This window comes from Amycolatopsis sp. NPDC005003 (assembly GCF_053600695.1).
Genome location: NZ_JBSGAI010000034.1, coordinates 16399 through 41301, shown reverse-complemented (window position 1 = coordinate 41301; position 24903 = coordinate 16399). Strand labels below are relative to the sequence as shown.

General features: G+C 69.8%; 24 protein-coding genes and 1 tRNA gene. 9 read left to right on the top strand and 16 right to left on the bottom strand.

Annotated features, from left to right (window positions below):
- Positions 1 to 590 precede the first annotated feature (590 nt).
- The 3 genes from ACWED2_RS32755 to ACWED2_RS32745 all read right to left on the bottom strand — a co-directional run bounded on the left by ACWED2_RS32755 (position 591) and on the right by ACWED2_RS32745 (position 3133).
- Entirely contained in the window at positions 591 to 2033 is a 1443-nt protein-coding gene (locus tag ACWED2_RS32755) for an alpha/beta hydrolase (RefSeq protein ID WP_449694367.1), read from the bottom strand.
- A 67-nt stretch (positions 2034 to 2100) separates the two neighbouring features.
- Entirely contained in the window at positions 2101 to 2334 is a 234-nt protein-coding gene (locus ACWED2_RS32750) for a hypothetical protein (RefSeq protein WP_449694366.1), read from the bottom strand.
- Between the two features lie 28 nt (positions 2335 to 2362).
- Positions 2363 to 3133, bottom strand: coding sequence for a DUF4097 family beta strand repeat-containing protein (locus tag ACWED2_RS32745; RefSeq protein ID WP_449694365.1), 771 nt, complete (start codon positions 3131 to 3133; stop codon positions 2363 to 2365).
- Positions 3134 to 3307: 174 nt separating this feature from the next.
- On the opposite strand from ACWED2_RS32745, the gene ACWED2_RS32740 reads away from it, so the two are divergent.
- The 3 genes from ACWED2_RS32740 to ACWED2_RS32730 all read left to right on the top strand — a co-directional run bounded on the left by ACWED2_RS32740 (position 3308) and on the right by ACWED2_RS32730 (position 4924).
- The gene (locus ACWED2_RS32740; protein WP_449694364.1) at positions 3308 to 3841 is read left to right on the top strand and encodes a YbhB/YbcL family Raf kinase inhibitor-like protein; all 534 of its coding nucleotides are present in this window, start codon (positions 3308 to 3310) and stop codon (positions 3839 to 3841) included.
- A gap of 83 nt (positions 3842 to 3924) precedes the next feature.
- The gene (locus ACWED2_RS32735; protein WP_449694363.1) at positions 3925 to 4764 is read left to right on the top strand and encodes a helix-turn-helix domain-containing protein; all 840 of its coding nucleotides are present in this window, start codon (positions 3925 to 3927) and stop codon (positions 4762 to 4764) included.
- A 1-nt stretch (position 4765) separates the two neighbouring features.
- Complete coding sequence (locus tag ACWED2_RS32730; RefSeq protein ID WP_013230878.1) at positions 4766 to 4924, top strand: DUF397 domain-containing protein; 159 nt, start codon at positions 4766 to 4768, stop codon at positions 4922 to 4924.
- On the opposite strand, the gene ACWED2_RS32725 is transcribed toward ACWED2_RS32730, so the two are convergent.
- Positions 4921 to 5358 (bottom strand): GNAT family N-acetyltransferase, encoded by a 438-nt coding sequence (locus ACWED2_RS32725; protein ID WP_449694362.1) that lies wholly within the window; start codon positions 5356 to 5358, stop codon positions 4921 to 4923. The two genes, ACWED2_RS32730 and ACWED2_RS32725, sit on opposite strands and share 4 nt — an antisense overlap.
- A 21-nt stretch (positions 5359 to 5379) precedes the next feature.
- Complete coding sequence (locus tag ACWED2_RS32720) at positions 5380 to 5940, bottom strand: TetR/AcrR family transcriptional regulator (RefSeq protein ID WP_449694441.1); 561 nt, start codon at positions 5938 to 5940, stop codon at positions 5380 to 5382.
- A gap of 156 nt (positions 5941 to 6096) precedes the next feature.
- Between ACWED2_RS32720 and ACWED2_RS32715 the strand changes: the two genes are divergently transcribed.
- The 3 genes from ACWED2_RS32715 (at position 6097) to ACWED2_RS32705 (ending at position 10079) form a co-directional block, all read left to right on the top strand.
- Positions 6097 to 8310: a (Fe-S)-binding protein gene (locus ACWED2_RS32715; RefSeq protein WP_449694361.1), complete on the top strand. Its 2214-nt coding sequence runs from the start codon at positions 6097 to 6099 to the stop codon at positions 8308 to 8310.
- Positions 8311 to 8628: 318 nt separating this feature from the next.
- Positions 8629 to 9060 (top strand): DUF742 domain-containing protein, encoded by a 432-nt coding sequence (locus tag ACWED2_RS32710; protein WP_449694360.1) that lies wholly within the window; start codon positions 8629 to 8631, stop codon positions 9058 to 9060.
- 17 nt (positions 9061 to 9077) lie between these two features.
- On the top strand, positions 9078 to 10079 hold the full coding sequence (locus ACWED2_RS32705) for a cation diffusion facilitator family transporter (RefSeq protein ID WP_449694359.1): 1002 nt from the start codon (positions 9078 to 9080) through the stop codon (positions 10077 to 10079).
- A gap of 2 nt (positions 10080 to 10081) precedes the next feature.
- On the opposite strand, the gene ACWED2_RS32700 is transcribed toward ACWED2_RS32705, so the two are convergent.
- The 3 genes from ACWED2_RS32700 to ACWED2_RS32690 all read right to left on the bottom strand — a co-directional run bounded on the left by ACWED2_RS32700 (position 10082) and on the right by ACWED2_RS32690 (position 16064).
- The gene (locus tag ACWED2_RS32700; protein WP_449694358.1) at positions 10082 to 10786 is read right to left on the bottom strand and encodes a CAP domain-containing protein; all 705 of its coding nucleotides are present in this window, start codon (positions 10784 to 10786) and stop codon (positions 10082 to 10084) included.
- 145 nt (positions 10787 to 10931) lie between these two features.
- Positions 10932 to 15488 (bottom strand): DUF7507 domain-containing protein, encoded by a 4557-nt coding sequence (locus ACWED2_RS32695; RefSeq protein WP_449694440.1) that lies wholly within the window; start codon positions 15486 to 15488, stop codon positions 10932 to 10934.
- 105 nt (positions 15489 to 15593) lie between these two features.
- Complete coding sequence (locus ACWED2_RS32690) at positions 15594 to 16064, bottom strand: MarR family winged helix-turn-helix transcriptional regulator (protein ID WP_449694357.1); 471 nt, start codon at positions 16062 to 16064, stop codon at positions 15594 to 15596.
- A 73-nt stretch (positions 16065 to 16137) separates the two neighbouring features.
- On the opposite strand from ACWED2_RS32690, the gene ACWED2_RS32685 reads away from it, so the two are divergent.
- Positions 16138 to 17331: an FAD-dependent oxidoreductase gene (locus ACWED2_RS32685; RefSeq protein ID WP_449694356.1), complete on the top strand. Its 1194-nt coding sequence runs from the start codon at positions 16138 to 16140 to the stop codon at positions 17329 to 17331.
- Here ACWED2_RS32685 and dcd read toward each other — a convergent pair.
- Positions 17328 to 17909 (bottom strand): dCTP deaminase, encoded by a 582-nt coding sequence (gene dcd, locus ACWED2_RS32680; protein ID WP_003058109.1) that lies wholly within the window; start codon positions 17907 to 17909, stop codon positions 17328 to 17330. The two genes, ACWED2_RS32685 and dcd, sit on opposite strands and share 4 nt — an antisense overlap.
- 23 nt (positions 17910 to 17932) lie before the next feature.
- A complete protein-coding gene (locus ACWED2_RS32675) occupies positions 17933 to 19126 on the bottom strand; it encodes an oxygenase MpaB family protein (RefSeq protein ID WP_449694355.1) in 1194 nt (397 codons plus the stop codon).
- Positions 19127 to 19235: 109 nt separating this feature from the next.
- On the opposite strand from ACWED2_RS32675, the gene ACWED2_RS32670 reads away from it, so the two are divergent.
- Positions 19236 to 19309: transfer RNA gene (locus ACWED2_RS32670), tRNA-Gly, on the top strand.
- 47 nt (positions 19310 to 19356) lie between these two features.
- Here the strand turns inward: ACWED2_RS32670 and ACWED2_RS32665 are convergent.
- The 4 genes from ACWED2_RS32665 to ACWED2_RS32650 all read right to left on the bottom strand — a co-directional run bounded on the left by ACWED2_RS32665 (position 19357) and on the right by ACWED2_RS32650 (position 22133).
- Complete coding sequence (locus ACWED2_RS32665) at positions 19357 to 19749, bottom strand: nuclear transport factor 2 family protein (protein ID WP_449694354.1); 393 nt, start codon at positions 19747 to 19749, stop codon at positions 19357 to 19359.
- Positions 19750 to 19849: 100 nt separating this feature from the next.
- Entirely contained in the window at positions 19850 to 21037 is a 1188-nt protein-coding gene (locus ACWED2_RS32660) for an RNA polymerase sigma factor (RefSeq protein WP_449694353.1), read from the bottom strand.
- A complete protein-coding gene (locus tag ACWED2_RS32655) occupies positions 21034 to 21384 on the bottom strand; it encodes a YciI family protein (protein ID WP_449694352.1) in 351 nt (116 codons plus the stop codon). Before ACWED2_RS32655 ends, ACWED2_RS32660 begins: the two co-directional genes overlap by 4 nt.
- 98 nt (positions 21385 to 21482) lie before the next feature.
- Positions 21483 to 22133: a hypothetical protein gene (locus tag ACWED2_RS32650; protein ID WP_449694351.1), complete on the bottom strand. Its 651-nt coding sequence runs from the start codon at positions 22131 to 22133 to the stop codon at positions 21483 to 21485.
- A 95-nt stretch (positions 22134 to 22228) separates the two neighbouring features.
- On the opposite strand from ACWED2_RS32650, the gene ACWED2_RS32645 reads away from it, so the two are divergent.
- Complete coding sequence (locus ACWED2_RS32645; protein ID WP_449694350.1) at positions 22229 to 22759, top strand: GNAT family N-acetyltransferase; 531 nt, start codon at positions 22229 to 22231, stop codon at positions 22757 to 22759.
- Here the strand turns inward: ACWED2_RS32645 and ACWED2_RS32640 are convergent.
- Positions 22752 to 23078 (bottom strand): MmcQ/YjbR family DNA-binding protein, encoded by a 327-nt coding sequence (locus ACWED2_RS32640; RefSeq protein WP_449694349.1) that lies wholly within the window; start codon positions 23076 to 23078, stop codon positions 22752 to 22754. The genes ACWED2_RS32645 and ACWED2_RS32640 overlap by 8 nt on opposite strands.
- A gap of 38 nt (positions 23079 to 23116) precedes the next feature.
- A complete protein-coding gene (locus tag ACWED2_RS32635; RefSeq protein ID WP_449694348.1) occupies positions 23117 to 24808 on the bottom strand; it encodes a bifunctional metallophosphatase/5'-nucleotidase in 1692 nt (563 codons plus the stop codon).
- Positions 24809 to 24903: the final 95 nt, after the last annotated feature.

The following is a 24903-nucleotide window of genomic DNA, read 5'->3' as shown; positions in this document are numbered from 1 at the left end:
GGTGCTTCCTCCTGTGTACGGCTGCTATGTTCGTGACCTGCAGGTTCGTTCTCGCCTTGAGCGAGGCCCTGGCAAGTTCTATCGGGCCTTCACGAGCCTCGTCAAGCCGGACTTGAGTCGACTGCGCTCAACCTCTGTACCCAGCCTAACGAGGCGATCCGGGTTCTTGTTCCCGACCCCGGTGACCGATTGCGGCCGGATCGGCTGTGACGCCGCTCACCCGGCACAGCGGCTCGCCGGCGATGGCTGCGACCAGGCCCGCAGCCTGCCGCGGACCGGGCGCTACCGGGGACCGGCCGCAGCCTCGGACCTGCCCGCGCACTCCGCCGCGGCCATCCCCGAGCACCTCACCGGCCGACCGCGCCATCGGCCGACCCCGTGGCCCACCGGGCCCTGGCCTGCCCGGGCAGCCCTGCCTCACCCGCTACCTGGCCGCACCCGAGCGCCCCACCAGCCGGCCGCGCCACAGCCGGCCGCGCCACAGCCGGCCGGGCACCGCCGCCGCCCATGAGGCCGCCTCGCGGCCGGCCGACAGCCGCCTGGCCCCTGGCCCCCGGCCCCCGGCCCCCGGCCCGAAGGATGCTCCCGCCTCATCGGCACACCGCCCCGCGACCGGGCGAGACCCCGTTCACCAGGTACTTCACCTCGGCCGCCCGCGCGCAAGCCGAGTTGAACAGCCCCGTGTGGCCGTCGTCCGTCCGGGTCAGCAAGACCGCACCGTCGATGCTCGACGCCAGGCCACGCGCCCAGGCCAGCGGTGTCGCCGGGTCATGGGCGCCGCCCACGACCAGGATCGGCGGGGCGCCGCGGACCGGGTGCGGCTGGGGTGGGTTCTTCGCCGGCACCGGCCAGCCCGTGCACCCGCTGGCGAAGTCCCAGTACTCCGAGTACCGCCAGCTGTGCGGCGCCACCTTGCGGAGCAGGCCGGCCAAATAGCCCAGGTCCGACGGCCCGGTGAACAGCGAAGGGAAGTCGTGGCAGCCGATCCCCCGGTACGCCGCGTAGATCGGCGAAAGGAACTGGTTCCGCTCAGTCAGCCCGCGGGCGTCCGGGAACTCCCCGCCGGCCGCGGCCAGGTCCTTGCCCAGCGCCGGCCAGTCGTCCCGGATGTAGACGTGGCCGTAGACCCCGGCCGACACCTCGTCGGCCGTCGCCGGACGGCCCAGCTCACTCGACCAGATCCCGCCGCGGGCCGCCCGCGCCACGACGTCGTCGTAGAAGCGGAGGACGTCCTGGCCATATAAAGCACAGCCAGCCGCGCCCCGGCACCAGTCCGCGAACCGGACCAGCGCGTCTTCGGTGGCCGCGGCCTCCTCGAGGATCGCCTGGTTCATCGGCCGCGCGTGGTCGATCGCGCCGTCGAGCACCATCGCCCGCACCCGGCCCGGGTGCTTCGACGCGTAGACCGCGCCCAGTTCGGTGCCGTACGACAGCCCCAGCCACGAAATCCGGGGCTCGCCGAGCGCCACCCGGATCGTCTCGATGTCCTCCGCCGCGCTTTGGGTGTCCGCGTGAGCCAGCAGTGGCCCGGTGCGGGCCAGGCAGTCCGCGCCCGCCTTCCGGTTGTGCGCGACCAGCGCCTCGAACCCCGCCCGCGTCGACGGGAACCGGTCCAGCGCCGGGTCGAACAGCGTGGCCGCGTCGCAGGTGATGCGTGGCGTGCTGAACCAGTCGCCGCGCGGGTCGAAGCCCACGACGTCGAAGCGCTGCCGGAGCGAGGCGAGCTCCGGCGACGCCAACCCGCCGAACTGCGCGAAGCCGACGCCGGAGCCGCCCGGCCCGCCCGGGTTCACCAGCAGTGAGCCGATCCTCCGGGCCGGATCGCGGGCGGGCAGCCGCGCCAGCGCCAGCTGCGCCGCCCCCAGCTCCGGCCGCGCCCGGTCGATCGGCACCTCGACCGTCGCGCACTCCGCCGTCGGTTCCTGCTGCGTCGCGCACGGGCGCCACGTCAGCTCCGACGCCGAAGCGGCGGCCGGTACCGCCGCCATGACCACAACCGCCGCGACGACCGCGACGAACCGGCGCACGTCCATGATGTGTTTCCTCCCCCTGCCCGCCGGCCTTCGGCGTGCTTCCTTCCTAACAGCAGCCACCGACAGTTCAGGAGCGGCGGGCGGTCCAGGAGGAGAAGAAGAAATCGGAATTTCCTTGCTGCACAACGACTTCCGCCGGGGTACCGCCCCACGAAGTCACTCGATAGTGGGAATCCACGACGACCGGCACGCCATGCGCCGACGGCGACGACGGCTCGTCCCGTGTGAAGCCCACGACGCCGAACGCCGCGATCGCCCCCAGCAGCGCGGCCACCAGCACGCGCCGTTCGATCCTGCCCATCGGAAATGCCCCCGTAGTAAGGAAGAAGTCAGGCCGCGCGGACCGTGACGCTGCCGCTTTCGGTCGTCAGGTCCAGCACGTGCTGGGCGGCGCCGTCGTTGCGGACGCCGATGTCGCGGTGCCCACTGTCGCTGCCGCCCTCGACGCGGTACGCGCCGCCCGGGACCGTCAGGTCGATGCTGCCGCTGTCGGCGTGCACCTTGACGTCGTTCGCCTGCACCACCGTGAATTCGACGCTGCCGCTGGACGACGTCACGTCGACCGGGCCGTGCACGCCGTCGCCGGTGATGGCGCCGGATTCGCTCCGCAGCTCGACCGAACCGACGTTCCGGAGGTCGGTCGAACCGCTGTCCAGGAACAGTTTCACCGCACCCGGGACGTCCTCGACGCGGGCGTGCCCGGAATCGACGTGAACGTCCACAGTCGACATCCCGGCGACGTCCAGCCCGCCGGAGTCGAGATTCCCGGTGACGGGCACCCCGGCCGGCACGACGACCTCGAAGTCGACCGAGCAGTTCGTGCCGCACGAGCCGAGCACCAGCTGGTCGCCGTCGACGCGGTAGAAGGGCCCGTCCGGCTTGCTGCGCCAGTGGTAGCTGACCTCTTCGCGCACGGTCGTCTGCCCCGAGCCCTTGCGGATCTTCACCGCGCCCGAGTCGGCCTCCAGCTTCACGCTGCGGATGGTCTGCGAAACGGTCCCGGTGTTCGCGAAGTCCGAACCCCAGCCCCAGCCGAGCGCCGTCGCCAGGCCGACGCCGATCAGGACGATGCCTCCCACAGCCAGAAGCGGGCGCGCCATGCTCGTTGGTCCCCTCAGTGTTGTTTCCTCTGCGTGAGAAACGTTATGACGGGGTGAGCGGGCCGTACATGGGGGTAACCCCCCGAAAGACCCTGAGATCCCTCCCTGAGACGCGGGGGTGGTGCTCGGGGCCTAACCTGGCGCAAGTCACCGGTTCCGTGATCAGGAGGATCCATGCCGCAAGCACCCGGCCCGTACGAATCCCTGCCCGACGTGCCGTCCTTCACCCTCCGCAGCGACGACGTGGCCGACGGCGAAACCCTGGCCACGCCCCACCTGTCCGGCATCTTCGGTGCCGGCGGCGAGGACCGTTCGCCGCACCTGGCGTGGGAGGGCTTCCCGGCGGAGACGAAGAGCTTCGCGATCACCTGCTACGACCCGGACGCCCCGACCGGCAGCGGGTTCTGGCACTGGGCGGTGTTCAACGTCCCGGCTTCGGTGACGGAGCTGGCGTCCGGCGCGGGAGACGGCTCCGGGCTGCCGGAAGGCGCGGTGACGTTGAAGGGTGACGGCGGGGTCAAGCAGTTCCTCGGCGCCGCGCCGCCGCCCGGGCACGGCCCGCACCGCTACTACTTCGCCGTGCACGCCCTCGACGTGGACAAGCTGGACGTGCCGGAGGACGCGACGCCGGCGTTCCTCGGCTTCAACCTGTTCGGGCACACGCTGGCCCGCGCGGTGATCACGCCGGTGTACGAGAACAAGGGCTGATTTCCCGGGCAGGCCCGGCGCTGTTGCCGATCGGCAACGGAGCCGGGCCCGTTTTTGTCGGACCCCGATGACACACTGCGCTCATGTCACCACCGATAGCGACACCCCGGTCGAGAGCGCTGGGGTTCGGGCTGCGAAAAGCGCGGAAGGCGCGCGGGTACGGGCTGCGCGAGCTGGCCCGCGCCACCGGCGTGCACGCCGCCGAGCTGTCCAACTGGGAGCTCGGCCTGCGCGTGCCGCGGATCGAAGAGGTCGCGCTCCTGCTCGGGCAGCTGCGGGTGCTCGGCGAGGAGCGCGACAGGCTGTTCGAGCTGGCCCGCACCGCGCGTGAGCCGAACTGGGCCGAGAAGGAGATGCCGGACGCGCCCGCGATCCTCATGTCGCTGGCCGAGTACGAGCGCACCGCGGCCGCGATCTTCAGCTGGCAGCCGATGCTGGTGCACGGCCTGCTGCAGACGCCCGACTACGCCCGCACGATCCTGTCGTACGGCGGTTCTCCCGCACAGCTGGTCGAGCAGCGGCTGCGGGTGCGCATGGTCCGGCAGGCGGCCCTGCGCGAGCACCGCGCGCCGGACTGCTCGTTCCTGCTCGGCGAGGTCGCACTCCGGCAGCGGATCGGCGGCACCGACACCCTCACCGACCAGCTGCGGCACCTCGTCGGTCTCCCCCGGCGACTGGCGGTCCGGGTGGTGCCGTCCGGCGGCGATTTCCATCCCGGCCTCAACGGTTCCTTCGCCGTACTCGAGTACTCCGACCTGCCCGCCATCGTCTTCTTGGACCAGCATCGCGGCAGCGCCTACCTCTACGATGAGGATCAGGTGGCGGACTACAAGTCGGCCGCGAAGACCATGGCATCCCTTGCCTTGGACGTGGACGAATCGCGCGCGTTCATCGAGGGGGTGATCGCCGAACTGGAGGCCTGACGTGACCTGGCGGAAGTCGACCTACAGCGGCCAAGAGGCCGATTGCGTGGAAGTGGCGCTCGCCCAGGTGGTGCGGATCCGCGACACGAAGGACCGCCCGGGCGGAACGCTCGAAATCACCACCCGATCGTGGGACGCCCTGCTCACCGACCTGCGTTAGCGGACGAAGTTGTTCGAGTTGGGCCCTTCGCGCTCGAGGTAGTACCCGCGGGTGTGCTCGGCGAAGCCGAACTGGCGGTACAGCCCGTGTGCGTCGGCGGTGTGGAGCATCCAGCGGAACTGCGCGCCGGGCCCGTTGTCGATCATCTCGCGCACGATCTCCTTGCCGAGACCGCTGCCGCGGGCGGAGTCGATGACGAAGACGTCGGCGAGGTAGGCGGACAGGACGCCGTCGGAGAACGCACGGGCGAACCCGACCATCGAGCCGTCGCGGTAGGCCCCGACCACCCGCCACGAGCCGTCGATCGAGGCTTCGACCTGTTCACGCGTGCGCCAGCGGCCCCAGTAGGCCTCGGTGGAGAGGAACTTCCACACGACGTCGAGGTCCAGCCGCGCGCGGTCGTCGTCGAGTTCGTAGTCGCCAAAGGTGCGCATGATCCGAAACTAAGGCAGCCGTCAACGCGGTTTCAGCAGGTAGTCCACCACCGGCCGCAGCTCCTCGGCCGACGGCGGCTCGTCGTCGATCAGGCCCTGGATCAGCAGCCCGTCGATGCCGGCGAGGAAGACCCGGAACGCCACTTCGTCGTCGTGGCGGACCATCGACGTCAGGACGTCCAGCCAGCGCCGGGCGGCCGGGCGCAGCTCGGGCTTGCGCGCGGCCAGGAGGTACAGCTCGTACTCCGCCATCGTGCGCCCGCGCCGCGGGCCGAGCGCCTCGGCGAGCAGGGCCGCGACTTCCTCGGCACCGCGTGACCCGCGGGACCGCGCCCGGTCGATCATCCAGTAGACCTCGGTCGCCATGTCGCGTGCGCACGAGATGAGCGTCGCGACTAGGAGGTCGTCCAGCGACGAGAAGTGGTAGGTCGTGGACGTCGTCGGCACGCCGGCCTCGGCCGCGACCGTTCGGTGGGTGACGCCCGCGACGCCGTCGCGCTCGATGATCCGCAGCGTGGCCTCGATGAGCTCGGTGCGCCGCTTCTGGCCGCGCGCCTTCCGGCCGTCCACTTGCAGCTTCACCATAGGGTGAAAACTACCTGAACGATCGTCCCGAAACAAAGAGCGACGTACACCACATCGGTGGGACTTAGGGCCACTCAACGGGTTACTCATCAGTAAGGACGGTTAGTCTCCCGGCACCACCACAGTTTTTCCCGGACGAAAGGCACCCGAACGATGGGCGCTCTGCAACTGACGCTCGGCGGCATCGCCGTCGTCCTCGGCGTCGTCGCCTGGGGCATGTTCGCCGCGACGATCGCCCGTTTCGTGCGGGTGATCCGCCTCGGCCAGCCCGACTCGACGCGCAACGGGCCGTTCTGGCCGCGCATGAAGACGCTGATCAAGGAGTTCGCCGCGCACACGCGGATGAACCGCAAGCGCAGCGTCGGCCCGGCCCACTGGCTGGTCATGTGGGGCTTCCTGCTCGGCTCGCTCGCCCTGTTCGAGGCCTACGGCGAGGTCTTCGTGCCGACCTGGGGCTGGCCGATCCTCGACGACTTCCCGCCGTTCCAGCTGCTCATGGAGCTGCTCGGGCTCGGCACGATCGTCGGCATCCTGGTGCTGATGGCGATCCGCCAGCGCAACCACCCGCGCCGCGCCGACCGCCAGAGCCGCTTCCAGGGCTCCAACTTCAAGTGGGCGTACTTCATCGAGGCCGTCGTCCTGATCGAGGGCATCGGCATCATCGGCGTCCGGGCCGCGAAGTCCGCGCTGAACACGCACGAAGGGCCGCTGTGGGCGTCCTTCGTCTCGAACCCCATCGGCCAGCTGCTGCCGGCCAGCCCGAACCTGGTGACGGTCTTCGCGTTCGTCAAGCTGATGAGCGCCACGGTGTGGCTGATCGTCGTCGCGCGTACGATGACCATGGGCATCGCGTGGCACCGCTTCAGCGCCTTCTTCAACATCTACTTCAAGCGCGAGGCCGACGGCGGCGTCGCGCTGGGCGCGCTCAAGCCGATGATGAGCGGCGGCAAGGTCCTCGACCTCGAAGAAGCCGACCCCGACGAGGACACCTTCGGCGTCGGCAAGATCGAAGACTTCAGCTGGAAGGGCTGGCTGGACTTCTCGACGTGCACCGAGTGCGGCCGCTGCCAGGAGCAGTGCCCGGCGTGGAACACGGGCAAGCCGCTGTCGCCGAAGCTGGTCATCACGCAGCTGCGTGACCACGCGTACGCGAAGGCGCCGTACCTGCTGGCCGGCGGCAAGCGCGACATGGCGGGCGACGAAATCGGCCTGAGCGGCGACAACATGTACGCCGGGATCGACGTCCTCGCGATCGCCGAGTCCCAGAAGGCCCTGATCGGGGACGACGGCGGCGTCATCGACCCCGACGTCCTGTGGTCGTGCACCAGCTGCGGCGCCTGCGTCGAGCAGTGCCCGGTCGACATCGAGCACGTCGACCACATCGTCGACATGCGCCGCTACCAGGTGATGATCGAGTCGTCGTTCCCCAGCGAGCTGAACGGCATGTTCAAGAACCTGGAGAACAAGGGCAACCCGTGGGGCCAGAACGCCAAGGACCGGCTGGCCTGGACCGAGGACCTGGACTTCGAGGTCCCGGTGTTCGACGGCGACCTGGGCGACGCCGAGTACCTGTTCTGGGTCGGCTGCGCCGGCGCGTTCGAGGACCGCGCCAAGAAGACGACGCGCGCGGTCGCGGAGCTGCTGCACATGGCGGGCGTCAAGTACACCGTGCTCGGCTCGGAGGAGTCCTGCACCGGTGACCCGGCCCGCCGCGCCGGCAACGAGTTCCTGTTCCAGATGCTGGCCCAGCAGAACGTCGAGGTGCTGAACTCGGTGTTCGAGGGCCGTGAGCGCAAGGCCCGCAAGGTCGTCGTGACCTGCGCACACTGCTTCAACACCCTCGCCAACGAGTACCCGGAGCTGGGCGGCCAGTTCGACGTCGTGCACCACACGCAGCTGCTGAACCGCCTGGTGCGCGAGAAGCAACTGGTGCCGGTGGCGCCGGTCGCCGAGGACGTCACCTACCACGACCCGTGCTACCTCGGCCGCCACAACAAGGTGTACGAGGCGCCGCGCGAGCTGGTCGGCGCGACCGGCGCGCAGCTGCGCGAGATGCCGCGGCACGGCGACAAGTCGATGTGCTGCGGCGCCGGCGGCGCGCGGATGTGGATGGAAGAGAAGATCGGCAAGCGGATCAACATCGAGCGCGTCGACGAGGCGCTCGGCACCGCGCCGTCCAAGATCGCCACCGGCTGCCCGTTCTGCAAGGTGATGCTGAACGACGGCCTCACGGCCCGTCAGGCCGACGGCACGGCGAGCGAGAAGGTCGAGATCGTCGACGTCGCGCAGATGCTGCTCGAGGCGGTCAAGCGGAAGCCGGAACCGAAGCCGATCGCGCTCGGAGCGCCGTCACTCGCGGAGGAGTGACACATTTCCCGAGAACGCACGGCCCCGGTCAGGTCTCCTGACCGGGGCCGTTTTCCGTGATCGAAACTTTCCGGACTTCGTAGCCATTCCACTACCCGTTGTCACAACTTTGTCCTGTCCCGCAAGCCCACTAGCTGGGATTTCGTGACGGTAATCGTTTTCTTGAAAAATGTTCATGATAATCACCGAAATGGCCCATCAGGTTAACCAGAAACGATCTCCTGAACTCTGGACAAGCGGCGTATCCTGGCCTTTCCTCGCCGCCGCCGTTGCCAGCGAGGGCACCTTTGACGATCACAGAAACAGGGGGCGGCACGGATGGCCGAGGACCGGCGGACCACTACGACCGGCCGACACGCACTCCACCCCATCCCGGACGACATCCGGCTCGCCCAGGACTACGTACCGACTCAGCGCACCCTCGTGCGTCCGTACGTCCTCACTCGCGGCCGCACGCAGTCGCGGCGGCACCTCGCGATCGAAGCGATGGTCTCGACGCGGGCCGAGGCGCACTGGGACGGCGCCCGGGTCACCGGCGAGATCCGCTCGGTGCGCTCGCTGTGCCTGCACCCGCGGTCGGTCGCCGAAGTCGCGGCCACGCTGAGCGTGCCGCTCGGCGTCGTGCGGGTGCTGCTGGACGACATGGCCGAACAGGGCCTGGTGACCATCCACGACAGCCGGACCAACGCCGACGGCCGTCCCGCGATGGCGCTCATGGAACGCGTTCTGCACGGCCTGCGCCGCCTCTGAGCACTACGCTCACCAAGGTGAGCGAGGAATCCGGGAACTCCGGTGGCGAAAGCACCCTGACCGTCCTGCTCGCCGGCGGGGTGAACCTGGCGATCGCCATCATGAAGCTGATCGCGGGCATCATCACCGGTTCGGGCGCGATGCTGTCCGAAGCGGCGCACTCGGTGGCCGACACGATCACCGAAGTCCTCCTGCTGACGGCGTTGAAGCGCTCAGAGCGCCCGGCCGACCGCGTGCACCCCTTCGGCTACGGCAAGGAGCGGTACTTCTGGTCGCTGCTCGCGGCCGTCTCGATCTTCGCCTCGGGCGCGATGTTCGCGCTCTACGAGGGCGTTTCGACGCTGTTCGGGCACGGCGAAGCGCAGAGCACGTCGTTGCTCAGCTACATCGTCCTCGCCGTGGCGTTCCTGCTCGAAGGCACGTCGTGGCTGCAAGCGGTGCGCCAGGTCGTCCGGGAGTCCCGGGCGGAGAACCGCTCGCTGTGGACGTACCTGCGGCTCATCGACGACCCGACGCCGAAGACCGTGCTGTTCGAGGACTCGGCCGCGCTGATCGGCCTGCTGCTCGCATTCGGTGGCATCGGGCTGCACCAGCTGACCGGCTCGGAGGTCTGGGACGGCATCGCGTCGATCGCGATCGGCCTGCTGCTCGCCTGCGTCGCCTACCTGCTCGGCCGCACCAACCGCGGGCTGCTGGTCGGGCGCCAGGCCGACCCGACGCTGGTCCGCGGCGTCCGTGACCACCTGACGGCCGCGCCGGAGATCGAGGCCGTCGTCGACCTGCAGACCATGCTGATGGGCACCGACCAGGTGCTGGTCTGCACCCGCGTGGACTTCGACGACTCGCTCGGCGCCGCGGACCTCGAACGCGCGTGCGTCCGGCTCGCGTCGGAGCTGACGGAGGCGTTCCACGACGTCACCGAGGTGTTCATCGAGCCGGTGCCGCGGTCGGATCCGGAGCTGCGGGCGACGGTGCTGGCTCGGTACGGCGACATCGCCGAGCGGTGGAGCAAGCCCTAGTTTCAGTAGCCGAAGTCCTGGACCCAGTACCAGCCGTCGGTGGTGACGCCGACGCCGATCTTCTTGAGCGAGCAGTTCAGGATGTTGGCGCGGTGGCCTTCGGAGTTCATCCAGGAGTCCATGACCTGCGCCGCGGACGTCTGCCCGCGCGCGATGTTCTCCGCACCCGGCTTCGAGTACCCGGCCTGCTTGATGCGCTGGTCGAACGTGGTGCCGTCGGGGCTGGTGTGGGAGAAGAAGTTCTCGTCCGACATCTGGTCGCTGAAGTCCTGCGCGGCCTTGGTGACGTGCGATTCCTCGGCCAGCGGCTCGCAGCCCGCCTTCGCGCGTTCGTCGTTGACCAGGGTGACGACCTGCGCGGCGACGGAAGGCGCGACGCGGGCCGCCGGCTTGGTGCTCGGCGGCGGCGCGGCTTCGGACGTCGACGGCTGCGGCTGCGGCGACGTCTCGGTCGGCGTCGGTTCCGCGCTGGAGGTCGTCGGGGCGGGGGCCGAGGTGGTGGGCGCGGCAGGGTGACCGGGGGTGGTGGTCTGGACCTTGCCGCCGGCGAGGTCGGTTCCGCTGCCGCTGCCGGCGCCGGCTGGCGCGTTCGGCAGGACGAGCGCCGCGGCGCCGAGCTCGGCGGTGTTTCCTTCCGCGGTGGCCATCCAGGTGCCGGCGGCGGCGGAAAAAACGCCGAGCAGCACACTGAGTGACACCATCACCACGTGAGCACGTTCACCAATGGGGGACACGGCGCAGGAACGTATCACGGAACAATTAAGGCGAGAACCCTACGAACGCACTGGTCACATTTACCGTCGGCGACAGGCCGGGATTTCGAGGCAATCGGACTCTTCCTCGTTACTCCGTTCAGCCCATTCGGACGACGAACGTCGCTTCACCGGACGCACTCACCGGACGACGGGTCGGGTCTTGACCGGAGGCGGTTGCTTTGCCCGTGAAGCCAACTTTGCCCGCGGTCGTTGTGCAGGAGTACGAAATTTCGGCGTCCACGGCCAGTTCTCCCGCGGTTCGCGCACACGCCAGGGTGTGGTCGTCGACGACGCTCACGTCGGCGAGCGGGACGTCACCGGTGTTCTTGACCAGGATCGAAAACGTGACGGTGTCGCCTTCCCGGACTTCGTAGGGTGCCGCGTCTTTCATCACGGCGATCTCGGGGTGAACGACGTCGACTTTTGCGTCACCGGTCGATTGCACGGTGCGACCACTCGGGTCAATTCCGGTGATCTCGACACGTTGCCCGAAGTCGTCGTCAGGCGCTTTGCGGGTGCAGGTGTAGGTCATCGCCGTTCCGGCGGCGATGGTGCCGGACTTGTTCGCGCAGGTGGTCTGTTCATCCACGACGGACACTGCGGTCAGCGGGACGTCGCCGGTGTTGCGCGCGGTGACGGTGAAGGTGACTTCGTCGCCTGCGCGGACCATCCGGGGTGTCGCGTCGATCGAGAGCTTCACGGCCGGGTGGATGACGTCGATCTTGTCCGTGTCTTTCGCGGTGACAGGTGGGCCGACCGGGGCATTCGCTGTCGCCTTCGCCGCGCTGTCCGCGTCGTCGGCCGGGGCGGTCGTGGTGCAGTCGAAGTTCTTGTTCGCGCCGGGTTCGAGCGCGTCGAAGGTCTTCGTACAGGGCCCGCTTCGGACGTCGACGGCGGTCAGCGGGACATCGCCGGTGTTGGTGACGGTGAGGGTGGCGGTGACGGGGTCGCCCGGGCGGAAGGGGCCGCCGTGGATGTCCTGGGTGAGCGCGAGGGCGGGGTGCAGCACGGTGTACGCCGCGTCGTCGGTGGCGCTGACCTGGCGTTTCACCGGATCGGTGCCAGTTGCGGTGGCGGAGCTCACGAAACTGTCGGTGCCGGCGTCTACCTTGCAGAAGTGGCGCTGCGTGGCGCCGGGAAGGAGGGTGCCGATGGACTGAGCGCACGCCGGGATCCGACTGTCCACAAGGGACACATCGGTCAGCGGGACATCACCGGTGTTCGCGACGACGAGGGTGAACGTGACGGTATCGCCTTGCCGCACTCGCGCGGGTGCGACGTCCTCGGTGACGGCGATCGCAGGGTGGATGACATCGACGCCGGCCTCGGCAGCGGCAGTCACCGGACGGTTGGTGGCGTCAGTACCGACGACTTTCGCGACGGCGGCGAAGTCGGTCTCACCGGCGGCTTGGGTGCAGCTGTAGGTGAGCTTCGCCTGCGGTTCGAGCCGCCCCAGCGACTTGGTGCAGTCAGGGGCACGCTCATCGGCGACGGCAACGTCCCGGAGCGCGCTGTCACCGGTGTTGGTGACGGTGATGGTCGAGGTCACGGTGTCGCCGACGCGCACGACGGCGGGATCGACGGCCCGGGCAACCGCAACGGCGGGGTGGATGACATCGACGGCGGCACTGCCGGCCGCGGCGACATCCGCGCCGACGGGCGGGGTGGCGGCGATCCGGACGGTGCGGGTGACGTCGTCGGCCGGCGCGGTGGTGGTGCAGGCGAAGTCGCGGGTGGCGCCGGGCTCGAGGATGCCCTCGATGGCCTGGGTGCAGCCGGTGGCTGGCACTTGGGCGGCAGGCGCTTGGGCGGCGTAGGTAGTGGCCCGCGCGCCGGCGGCCGGCTGGGTGGCGGGGTGCTCGCCGAGCGCTCTCGTGCCCGCGGCCTGCCCGCCGAGGCCTGACTCGCCGGTAGCTCGCGCGTCGGCGACCTGCGAGCCAGTGGCTCGGCCGTCCGCGGCCTGCCCGCCGATCGCTCGGCCGTCCCTCGCCTGCGCGTCGGTGACTCGGAGGCCCGTCAGCGGCACGTCGCCGGTGTTGCGGACCGTGATCCGGAACGGCACCTTGTCGCCCTCGCGGAACGGGCCGCCCGTCACCTCGGCCGTGATCGCCACGGCCGGGTGCTGGACCGCGAACGCCCCCTCGGCGGCGGCCGTCACCGGGCGGGTGGTCGGGTCCGTGCCCGTCAGCGTCGGCTTGTTCGCGAAGCCCGTCGCGCCCGCGACCGTCGTGCACGTGTACTCCTGCTGCGCTCGCGGTTGGAGCGTGCCGAGCTGCTTGGCACATGCCGGGACCTGGGCATCCGCGACCGCGACCTCCGTCAGCGGCACGTCGCCCGTGTTGGCCGCGGTGATCGTCCACGTCACCGTGTCGCCTTCGCGGACCTGGGCCGGTGTCGCGCGCACGGCCAGCTTGGCGGCCGGGTGGATCACGTCCACCGCTGCGTCGTCGGTGACCTTCACCGCGCGGCCGAGCTGGTCCTTGCCCGTGGCCGTGGCCTTCGTGGCGAGGTCGTCCGGCGGGGCGGGGGCGGTGCACGTGTAGGTGACCTTCCCGCCCGGTGCCAGTGCGCCGATCGCCTTGGCGCACGCCGGGACGTCGTCGGCCACCGTCACCTCGGTCAGCGGGGTGTCGCCGGCGTTGGCGACCGTCGTCGTGAACGTGATCGGGTCGCCGGCGCGGGCGATGGCCGGTGTGGCGTCCTTCGTGAGCGTCAGGGCCGGGGTGATCACCGTGACCGTGGCCGAGGCGGTGGCCGTCACGGGCTGGCCGGCCAGGTCGGCTGCGGTCGCCGTCACCTGGGACGTCGTGGTCCGGGAGGGGTTCGCCGTGCACGTGTACGTCTGGGTCGCGCCCGCGGCCAGGCCGGCGAACGTGCGCGCGCACTCCGTCGTCGTGTCGTCGGTGAGCTTCACCGGTGCCAGCGGGCTGTCGCCGGTGTTGCGGACCGCGACCGTCCAGGTGACGGCGTCCCCGGCGTGGATCACCGGCGGGTCCGCCGACTTGGTGACCTCGAGCGCGGGCGCGATCGTCGGCGCGGGTGCGTCGGCGGTCGCCGTGACCTGCTTGCCGAGCTCGTCGGTGCCCACCGCGCTCGCCGTGTTGACGCCGTCGGCGATCGGTGCCTTCGCGGTGCACGTCGTCGTGCGGCTTTCGCCCGGTGCGAGCGCTCCGGTGAGCGCGCACGAAGGCGTCTTCGGGTCGGTGACCTGGAGGCCGGACAGCCCCGTGTCGCCGGTGTTCGTGACCTTGATCGTGAAGGTCGCGACCTCGCCGGCGCGATACGCGGGCCGGTCGGCCGTCTTCGTCATGCCCAGCGCGGGGTGCAGGACGTCGACCGGGGCGCTCGCGACGCCGTCGAGTGCGTCGCCGAGCGCGCTCGTGCCGGTCACCTTCGCGGTGTTGGTGAAGTCGTCGGGCGGCGCGGTCGCGGTGCACGTGTAGCTGACCGTCTGCCGCGGGGCGAGCGTGCCGAGCGGTTTGGCGCACGCCGGCGCGGCCGGGTCGGCGACCTCGACGCCGGACGCCGGGGCGTCGCCCGGGTTGGTCACGGCGACGGTGAACGTCACCGGCTCACCGGCGTGCGCCTTCGGCCGGGGCGCACGCACGGCGATCTGGAGTTCGGGCACCGGCACCGAAAACGCCAGGTTCTGCGCCAGGATGGCGTCGCCGCTGGTCACGAAGCCAAGCTTGGTGCTCGTCGCGCCCGCGGGAACGCTGTCGACGTTGAACGCCTTGGCGTCGACGCTGAAGTTGTTCTTCGAGCCCGGCGCCGCGGCGTTGTCCGCGTTGGCGATGAAGAAGTTCGACGTGCCGCCGGTCGACGGCTCGGCGGCCGGGGTGCCGTCGACCAGGAACTGGTCGCCGGAGGCACCCCAGTCGCCGTCGTACGCGGTGACGCCGATGTGTGCGTCGGCCGCCGCGGCGCGGAAGCCGGTGATCGTCACTTCGGCAGCCGGGGCGTCGGCGGTCTGGCGGACGTGACCGTCGTAGACGACCACCTTGCGCTTGTTCGGCGCGTAGTCCGCGTTGCGCTCCGGGTAGGCGTAGACGAGCGCGATCGACCAGCCACCCACGCAGTCGAAACCCTTGGGTGCCCAGACGTTCCCGGCCGTGACGTCGAAGACCGGAGGCACCTTCGCGAAGAGGCCGGTCACGTCGGCGTGCGCCGAGTAGTGGTCACCGTCTTCGGCGTAGCCCGAGGGCGCGATGTCCACGGGTTCCGCGCTGCCGACTGAAAGCCGGATGTTCTGCTTCGCGGGTATCCCGGGCGGTGCGACAGCCGACGGACCGCAGGCTGTGCTGCCGGCCCAGTTCAGCCGGGCGAAGACGACGTGCGCTCCCGGCGGGACGCCCACCGACGCGCTCGCCGAGTCGAACGTCGCCGGGTCGGCGTCGACGTCGGCCCACTGCATGAAGAAATCGTCGTTGGCCAGGGTGTCCTTGCGGTCGGCGGTGTTCGCGCACGCCGCCGGGGTGGCGACCGTCCCGGCGGTCGGCGCGCCGTCGGCCGCGACCGGGCAGCGCAGGACGCCGTTGCCCGCGTAGACGAAGTCGCCGTAGATCACGGCGTCGTAGCCGACCGCGAACGGCGGGGCGGCGGCCGCGCCCGCCGCCGGGACGAAGGCCGAGACCAGGAAGACCAGTGCCAGCACGAGAATCGGGCGAAGCGGTCTTTCGGGCAACGGCACTCCTCGCCACCTCCGGGGCCGAGACGACCTTGGGAGCGTGGCACGAGACCCGGTTTCCCGCCTTCAAACTCACTCGTTCGTGGACTCCGTCAGCTTCGCCGTCGACTCGTGGGTGAGGGCGGTGGCGGCCTGGACGAACCCGATGATCGTCCGGAGCTCGTCGTCGGTGTAGCGGTCGCAGAGCTCGTGCATGCCCTTGACCAGGTGGTCCCACAGGTGCACGGCGCCCGCGATGGACTGCAGGTCCAACGCGATGAGGATCTTGCGCCGGTCCTCCGGGTGCGGCTCGCGGTTGACGATGCTCTTGCGCTCCAGCCGGTCGATCATCGCCGTCACCGAAGCGGGCGCGAGCCCCGACAGGCGCGCGAGGTCCTTGGGCGTCTGCGGCCCGAAGCGCGCGAGGTAGTCCAGGACCTTGCTCTCCACCGCCGACAGCCCCCGGGTCTCGGAGATCGCGGTGTGGAACATGACCGTCTCCGTCGACAGCTCCCGCGACCTGAGCAGGACTTCTTCGACGAGTTCCGTTCGCTCGCTTGACACGGCGACCAGCCTAGCCCAGTCTTTAGTTCGACAGAACGAATTACTTTCTAAGACATTCGAGGGGACGAACGATATGACACGGGCACTGATCATCGGGGGCGGCGTCGCGGGCACGATCACGGCCATCGCGCTGCACGAAGCCGGGCACGAGCCAGTGGTCTTCGAGGCTTACGACCGGGATTCGGAGGGTGTCGGCGCCTTCCTCACGCTGGCCGTCAACGGCCTGGACGCCCTGCTGCCGCTGGGCCTGAAGGACGTCGTGCGCAGCGTCGGCTTCGACTCGCCGCGGATGTCCATCAGCCTCGGCAACGGCACCCGGCTGGCCGAATTCCCCTTGGGCGGCGCCCTCGCGGACGGCACGGTGAGCCAGACCGTCCTGCGCTCCGACCTCTACGTCGCGTTGCGCGACGAGGCCGTGCGGCGCGGCATCCGCGTCGAGTACGGCAAGCGGCTGACCGGCGCGAGCCAGACGAACACGCACGTCAGCGCGGAGTTCGCGGACGGTTCCCACGCGGAAGGCGACCTCCTGATCGGCGCCGACGGCCTCCGCTCCCGGGTCCGCACGATCATCGACCCGGACGCGCCGTCACCGCGGTACGTCCGGCTGCTGAACACCGGCGGGTTCGCCGAGGGACTGGACCTGCCCGACGAGCCGGGCGTGCTGAACATGGTGTTCGGCAGGCGGGTGTTCTTCTGCCACGTCGTCAGCCCGGACGGCCGCGTCTGGTGGTTCGCGAACCCGGCCCGCAAGATCGAGCCGTCCGAGGCCGAGCTGAGGACGCTCACCGGGGAGAACTTCCGGAAGGAACTGCTGGACCTGGTGGCCCGCGACCGGACGCCGGCGACCGAGATCATCCGCGCGACCCGGAAGATCTACCCGGCCTGGCCGACGTACGACTTCCCGACGGTCCCGGTCTGGCACCGCGGCCGCATGGTGATCATCGGTGACGCGGCCCACGCGACGTCACCGGCGGCGGGCCAGGGTGCTTCGATGGCCATCGAAGACGCCGTCACGCTGGGCAAATGCCTCCGCGACGTGCCGGACATCGAGCGGGCGCTGGCCGCCTACGAGGGCCTGCGCCGCGAGCGCGTCGAGGCGGTGGTCGCGGCCGGCAAGCGCAACGGCGACGACAAGGTGATCGGCCCGGTCGGGCGCGTGGTCCGCGACTTCTTCATCAAGCGGGCGTTCTCGAAGCCGTTCGACGAAGACCCGAACGGCTTCATGTGGAACCACCACATCGACTGGGATGAAAAGGTCGCTGCTTAGCGCCAGGTGTCGACGCGGTGGAAGTTCTTGTACGCCCGGCTCGGGGTCGGGCCGCGCTGCCCCTGGTAGCGGGACCCGGCTTCGCTGGAGCCGTACGGGTGCTCGGCCGAGCTGGAGAGCCGGAAGATGCACAGCTGGCCGATCTTCATGCCCGGCCAGAGCGTGATCGGCAGGTTGGCGACGTTCGACAGTTCCAGGGTGATGTGCCCGGAGAAGCCGGGGTCGATGAACCCGGCGGTCGAGTGCGTGAGCAGCCCGAGGCGGCCGAGCGAGGACTTGCCCTCGAGGCGGCCGGCCAGGTCGTCGGCCAGGGTGACGAGCTCGAACGTCGAGCCGAGCACGAACTCGCCGGGGTGCAGCACGAAGGGCTCGTCGCCCTCCTTCTCGACCAGCGAGGTCAGCTCGTCCTGCTGCAGCTGCGGGTCGATGTGGGTGTACTTGCTGTTGTCGAAGACGCGGAAGAACCGGTCGAGCCGGACGTCGATGCTGGACGGCTGGACCATGCCGGCATCGAAGGGGTCGATGCCGAGCCGGCCGGCGTCGAGCTCTTTGCGGAGGTCACGGTCACTGAGCAGCACGGCCCGAAGCCTATCCGGTGGGCTCAGGCGGCCCGCATGTGCTGCGCGTACGTGGTGTCGGGCGCGAAGATCTTCTCGAGCCGCTTGACGTACCCGCGGCGCCCGGCCCGGCCGATCCGTTCCTGCAGCGCGGTGGCCCCGGGGATGAACCGCCGCACCGTCTCGGCGGCGAAGTTCACCCCGGCGACGGCGACGATCGCGGCCTGCGCGACGGGGTCGTTCGGCAGGCCGAGGAAGTCGGCGTTGGCCTTCCCGAGCACCAGCCGACTGATCGACGAGTGCACCGCGACCGAGACGTGCGAGAGCACCTTCCCGACGGCCCCGCGCCCTTCGCCGACGGCGGCGTTGGCCTCGATCAGCGCCTTGGCGAGCCGCTTCGAGTCGTCGTCCGGGACGAACTCGGTGGCGGCGAGCAGCCAGAGAAGCCGCCAGGCGTCCTCTTCGGAGGTGGGCAGCAGCTCGTCGTCGACGCCCATGAGCCAGCCGATGTAGCGCCAGAGGTGCAGGATGTCACCGCGTTCGCGGGCGGAGTAGCGCAGGCCGAGCAGCTGCGTGCCGAAGACGTAGACGAGCGAGAACAGCAGCAGGGTCCCGGCGGTCTGCACCTGGTTGACGGGCCGATCCCAGGCGGCGTAGTCCCAGTCGTCCCGCCGGTTCATGGCGGCGCGCACGTGGGCGTGCACGAGCCGGATCCGCAGCGCGGCGGCGTACCCCTTCCCACCGTGCTTGAGAGCACCGGGCGTGGTGACATCGATCCACCAGGCGGCGGTCTCGACGAGCCGCCGCGTGGCCTTGTATTCGATCTCCCCGGTCCCGACCAGCGATTTCGTGGCACGCGAGGCGAGGTAGCCGCCCATCAGCGACATGTCCCCGAGCGGGAAGAGCCCCAGCAGCCCGGCCCGGGTGATGGCTTTCGCGCCCCGCTCGAGCCGCTCGTCATCGACCCAGTAGGGCTTGGCGTCGACCTGGTCGAAGAAGTCCTTGAGCGGCCCGGTCGCCTGGACCCGGTCCCGCAGCGCCGCTTCGAAGAGGGCGCGCCCCTGCCCTTTGGGCTGCTGCACCATCCACGCGACGACGTCGTCGGCGAGTTTGTCCTGCACCTGGGCGAACTCCCGCAGCCGGGCGACCTGCCGCTCGTCACCCCGGATGTCGCCGTCGATGAACAACCGCTGGGCCAGCCGGAACCCGCCTTGCCGGAACAGCTCGGGCTCGTCCATGACAGCCACCTCCAGAGTCGACAACAAGTGTTGTCACATGAAGGGCACGAGTCAAGGAGGAGGGCGCTGGACAAGGGGATCACGGTGCCGTGTATGCTGGCGACGCACTGCGGATGTAGTTCAATGGTAGAACATCAGCTTCCCAAGCTGAATACGCGGGTTCGATTCCCGTCATCCGCTCCAAGCGAAAGGCCCCGGGCGCAAAAGCCCGGGGCCTTTCGCTTTCACTGTCAGGACCAGAAATTGTCGTCGGCGGCTTCGTCGCTCGAAACGTCCGTCAGTTCCGCGGCCTTGCCGTCGCGCATACGGAAGACCAGGGCGTGGCGGGTGTCCAGTTGTTTTCCGTTGCGGGTGCCGGTGGAGCGGTAGACGGTGACGACTTCCTCGTCGTTCGCGTAGACCTCCTCCAGCTCGACCTTCAGCGTTCCGCCGCTGCGCTCGGCCAGCTGCCCGTACATGGCGAGAATCGCGTCGCGGCCTTTGTGGTCGCCGGAGAACACGTTGTGGCCCGGCATGTGCTGCACGGCGTCCGGGGCGAGGAGTTCCGACAGCGTGGCGATGTCGCCCGCGGAAAATGCCTCGTAGCCCCGGCGGATGAGAGTGGCGTTCTGGTGTTCGGCCATGGGTGGCCTCCTCGGATAGGGCGTCCGTCCATCGAACGCGTCCGTCCGGAGCACGGTCAAGGCCTCGATTTTCACCGTCTGGTAAGGAAAACACCGACAGCTACCGCTGCCCCAACCGGCGTCGCAAGTGTGCCGCGTGCGCGGTGGGCAAGCCGGTTGCCTCTGCCCGCTCCAACGCGTCGAAGGCCGACGGGGAACCCAAGCGGTGCAACAACTCCGCCCGCGACGCGTGCCACCACGGATAGTCGTCCAGGCCTGGCAACGCGTCCACCAGTGCCAATGCCGACGCGGGCCCATCCCGTTCCGCCACCGCGGCCGCGCGGTTCAGCCGGACCACCGGGGTGTCCTGCACCGACAACAACACGTCGTACCAGGAAATCACCGCGTCCCAGTTCGTCTCCGCGTACGACGGCGCCAAGTCGTGACACGCCGCTATCGCCGCCTGGACCACGTACGCGTTCGGGGTCGACGGTGTCCGGCGCAGACCGCGGCCCACCAGCTCGACGCCTTCCTTGATCAGCTCCGCGTCCCACAGCGCACGGTCCTGCACGGAAAGCAACACCGGCACGCCGGAAGAGAACCGCGCGGCACGTCGGGCGTCCTGCAGCAACACCAGGGCCAGCAGCCCCAGCGCCGTCGGCTCGTCCGGCATCAGCGAAACCAGCAAGCGGGCCAGGCGGACGGCCTCGGCGATCAACGAGACGCGCCCGGTGTAGCCCTCGTTGAAGATCAAGTACACCGTCGACGCCACGCCGGCCAAGCGGGACGGCAGCTCCTCCGCCGAAGGGACCCGGTACGGGATACGAGCGGTCGCGATCTTCTGCTTCGCACGCGTCAGCCGCTTGGCCATCGTCGCTTCGGGTACCAGCAGGCCGCGGGCGACCTCCGCGGTCGACAAACCGCCCAATGTCCGAAGCGCCAAAGCCACCTGGGCGTCCAGGGACAGCGCCGGGTGGCAACACGTGAAGACCAGCCGCAGCAGGTCGTCGCGGACCGCCACCGGGTCCGGGCACGGGTCGACGGCGGGCATCGCAACGGCCTCCTTCCCGAGCCGCTTCGCCTCGCGGCGGACCACGTCCACCGCGCGGTGGCGGGCCGCGACCAGCAGCCAGCCGCGGGGGTTGGCGGGGACGCCGTCGCGCGGCCACGTCTCCAGCGCGCGCACGACGGCGTCTTGGACCGCGTCTTCGGCCAGGTCGACGCTGCCGGTGACGCGGACCAGCGTGGCCAGAACCCGGGTCCCCTCGTCCCGGACCAGCCGCGCGACCGCGTCCCCGGCGCCGGTCACTTGCCGAAGTCGACGACCGGCCGGACCTCGATCGCGCCGTCCCAGGCGCCCGGGATGCGCGCCGCGACCTTGACCGCTTCGTCGAGGTCGGCGCATTCGAGCAGGTAGAAGCCGGTGAGGGCTTCCTTCGTCTCCGCGTACGGGCCGTCGCTGGTGACGATGTCGCCGCCCTTGCCGCCGGTGACGCGGACCGTCGTCGCGGTCGCCGTCGGGTACAGCGCCGCGCCGCCGCGGATCACCGCGGCCGCCCCCGCGCCGAACTCGTCGTAGTCCTTCATCATGTCCGTGGCTTCGGGCGTGGTCGGGTCGATGTCCGTGGCGTAGATGATCGCGGCGTACTGGGGCATGTCGTGCTCCTCGCAGGTCCTGACCGGCGCCGATCGCCGGCTTTCACTGTAAGGACGAACGGCGCGGACGTCCCGGGGACAACCGCGCCGGAAAAGTTTCAACCCTCGACGAGTTCCCAGTCGCTGTCCGGCGTCGCGCGGTCGTACACCTGGCCCGGCGCGGCCTTCAGCACCGTGCGCACGTCCGGGTACAGGTTCGCCACGTGCTCCAGCTCAAGGCCCTCGACCTCGAAGTCCTCCGCCTCGGGGACCTCGAAGCCGACGAACAGCCAGGTGCCGTCCTGCTCGCGGACGACCTGGCGGACCGCGCGCACGGGCTGCTGCGGGCCGGTCGGGATCTCGGTGAGACCGCTGCTGATCTGGGCTTCGTCGTCCGGCGAGCCTTCGAACTCCCAGGCCGCGCGGCGCTGGGCGAGCAGCCGGACGTCCTCGTCCTCGTCGTCGGAACCGGTCACCGACGAGAGCAGCCAGGTGCGCCGCTCCGGGTCCCAGTCGGCGGCCATCCCGGTCGGCAGGCCGGCCAGCGCGCCGAGCTGCGGCAGCAGTTCGACGGCTTCGCGCAGCGACATCTTGCCGAAGCTCTCGCGGTTGACCAGCACGTCGTCGGACAGCTCGGTGCCGTCGCTGATGAACCAGTCGTCCTCGTCGTCCAGCACGACGAACCCCAGCGCGTCGGGGTCGTTCACCAGGGCCAGCGCGATGATGACCGGCCCTTCCGGGTCCTGGCGCAGCGGCCATTCGGTCGACATGCGTGACATCCCACCATCGGGCGACCTCGGGCCGCGAGCCGGGGTCACCCGAAAAATCGCGCGCCTGCCGCCGCGCGATGCGACACCATGACGTCATGATCGACGGAGACCTGGTCCGGCTGCGCGCGCTCGAACCGGAGGACGCGGACAAGATCTACGACTGGGTGCACGACCCCGAGGTCGGCCGGTGGATGACCAACGACTACCCGCGATCGCGCGCGCAGATCCGCAAACGCTGCGAAGAGCGCCCCGTCAACAAGTACGAGCTGGTCCTGCTCGGCATCGAAACGAAGGCCGACGGCAGGTTGATCGGGATCGTCGACCTGCGCGACGCCGTTCCCGAAATCGGCAACGCCGAGCTGGACATCTACATCGGTGACGCCGAGTACCGCAACGGCGGCGGCTACGGCACCGACGCCGTCCGCGTGATGTGCCGCTACGGCTTCGACTTCATGCGGCTGCACATGATCACGCTCTGGGTGGTCGCGGAGAACGAACGCGCCCGGCACGTCTACCGGAAGGTCGGCTTCTCCGAAGACGGCCGGCACCGCGAGGCGTTCGTCGGCGAGGGCGGCCGCCGTCACGACATGATCCTGATGAGCCTGCTCAAGGGCGAACTCAAGTGAGCAGCCGGCGAGGCGCCTTCAGCCGCCACGCCTCTTCGAGCAGCTCACGCAGCTGATCGACGTCCACGCGCTCCAGGTCCACGATGATCGAGCCGTGGCCGTCGTAGTGCGGGGTCGTGAAGAAGGCCGCGTCGCCGGAATCCAGCAACGCGGCCTTCTCGTCGAGCCCGCACATCACGACCAGGCCGCCCTCGGCCTCGGTGCGCAGCCGCGCGAAACCCTTGCCCGCCACCTTCAGCGCGGGCGTGCGGTACCACGTCGACGCCTCGACCTCGGGCAGTTCCGAGGCCAGGCGTACGACGTCTTCCCAGGTCGTCATGGGTCCATTGTCGACCCGGTGGCTTGGAGAAACCGGACCTACGGCAGGCGGGTGATCCGGTCCGCCGCGGGCGGGGCCAGGTTCGGGTGGGCGCCCAGGTAGGCGATCAGGGCGTCGAGGTCCACCGGGCCACCCGACAGGTTGGTGCCCTTGGTGAACTCGGTGAAGCCGTCCCCGCCGGCGGCGAGGAAGTTGTTCACCGACACGCGGTACGACGCCGCCGGGTCGACCGGCGTGCCGTTCACCGTGATGCCCGATACGCGCGAGCCGATCGGCGCGCCCGCCGAGTACGAGTAGTGCAGCGAGCTCGAGATCTGCAGGATCTTGGTGCCGGTCGCGGTCCACTGCTGTTCCAGCACGTTCTTCAGGTTCGCGCCGGTCAGCGTGATCGTCTGCATGATGTTCGAGAACGGCTGGACGGTGAACGCCTCGCCGTAGGTCACCACGCCGTCGCCCTCGCCGTTCGCGGACGACTTGTACGTCAGGTCCGCGCGGATGCCACCCGGGTTGGTGATCGCGACGACCGCGTTGTTCGACTGCGTGCCCGCCAGCTGCGCGTCGGCGATGACGTCGCCGAGCGGCGACTCACCGGCCGCGTTGCCCGCCGCCGGCAGGTCGGCGGTGATGGTGCCGACCTGCTTGTTCGCGATCGGCGCCGACTTGGTCTTCGCCTCGGCGACCAGCGCGGCCACGGCCGGGTCCGGGGTGACCGTGCGGGTGACGATCTCGTTGAACGCCTTGGTCTGCGAACGGACGACGTCGCGGGTCTTGCGGCTGATCTTCAGGTCCACCACCGACAGCAGGCGCCCGAACGACGAGCCCTGGATGACCGGCCGCGGCTGGCCGGCCGGGTCGTTGATCACGCAGTTGTACTGCTGGTGGCTGTGCCCGGTGAAGAACGCGTCGACCTTCGGCGTCACGGCGGCCGCGATCGCGGCGGCCGGGCCGGGCCGCAGCTTGCAGTCGTTCGGGCCCTCGACCTCGGTGCCGTCACCCTGGTGCATCAGCACGACCTGGGCCTTGACGCCGAAGAAGTCGAGCAGGTTCGCGGTGCGGTTGATCGCCTCGACCTCGTCGCCGAACTTCAGGCCCTTGATGGCCTCCGGCGTGACGACGGACGGCAGGTCCTTCAGCGTGGCGCCGATGACGCCGATCGGCACGCCGCCTTCGAACTTCACGGTGAACGGCAACAACGCGGGCAGGCCGTTGGTGAAGTACACATTGGACCCGAGGAACGGGAACTTCGCCCCGCCGAAGGTGCTCTGGAACTGGCAGCCGTCCGTCGGGTGGCAGCCGCCGAACTGCATGCGCTGCAGCTCCTTGTAGCCCTCGTCGAACTCGTGGTTGCCGACGACGGACGCGCTGACGCCGAGCGAGTTCAGGAAGTCGATGGTCGGCTCGTCGTGGAACAGCGCCGAGGTCAGCGGCGACGCGCCGATGTTGTCCCCGGCGGACACGACGAACGAGTTGGCCACCTGCGCGCGCAGCTGCTTCACGTGCGTGGCCAGGTAAGCGGCCCCGCCGGCGTCCACAGTGGTCCCGTCCGACTGGATGACGCGCCCGCTGGAACCGGACGGCGGCTCCAGGTTGCCGTGCAGGTCGTTGAACCCGATGATCCGGACGTCGGTGGTGGGATCCGGGCGCTGGCCCGCGGACGCGGGAGTGGTGGTCACCGCCGTCGTCGCCAGCGCGGCCGCGGCGAACACCGCGAGCCGGGTGGAAAGCCTCATGAGTGTTCTTCCTCCGATTCGCGCCCAAGGTCCCCGAACGGGCGCACGGCGGAGGATTCTGCCTCGCGAAGCAGTCATCTACCAGGGTCAAAAGA